Raw genomic sequence first — 664 nt, 5'->3', positions numbered from 1 at the left:
TACCGCGCAGAAGCCGCTCCGGCGGGCGTACGAGCAGAACCCGGCCGCGGTGCGGCACTGGCTGCGGCGGGAGTACCCGGCCATCGTCGCGGCGGCCCGGCAGGCGCGGGGCACCATCTTCTGGGGTGACGAAACCGGTCTGCGCGCCGACGAGGTGCGCGGCCGCGGCTATGCGCCCCGGGGCCGGACGCCGGTGATCCGGGTCTGCTACCGGCACGCCGGGCTGAGCCTGATCGCGGCGGTGAGCAATCGCGGCGCCGTGCGCTGGATGATTGTCGACGGGGCGGTGACCGCCGCAACCTTGATCCGCTTCCTGCAACGCCTGATCCGCGACGCAAAACGCAAGGTGCTCCTGATCCTGGACCGGCTGCGGGTGCATCGAGCCGCCCGGGTCCGCGACTGGCTCAGCGCGCATCGGGCGAAGATCGAGGTTTTCTACCTGCCGGCCTACAGTCCGGAGCTGAACCCGGAGGAGGGCCTGAACGCCAACCTGAAGCAGGTTGTCACCCGCCAGGCGCCGGCGCGCAGCAAACAGCAACTCAAGCGGGCAACGGTCAGCCATATGCGTCGCCTGTCGAAATCGCCCGGGTGCGTGCGAAGCTACTTCAGCCACAAACCCGTCCGCTACGCCGCATGCTCAAGACAATGAGGACCGGATCAATAA

The 664-nt window shown here is 68.8% G+C and carries 1 protein-coding gene; it reads left to right on the top strand.

Annotation, left to right across the window (positions count from 1 at the left end; translation table 11 throughout):
- On the top strand, window positions 1-649 hold a 649-nt coding region (locus KBI52_RS01065), incomplete at its 5' end, for an IS630 family transposase (protein ID WP_210804811.1).
- Window positions 650-664 lie beyond the last annotated feature (15 nt).

This window comes from Microvirga sp. HBU67558, from assembly GCF_018069605.1.
Lineage (GTDB): Bacteria > Pseudomonadota > Alphaproteobacteria > Rhizobiales > Beijerinckiaceae > Microvirga > Microvirga terrae.
This window is presented reverse-complemented; position numbering and strand designations above follow the sequence as displayed.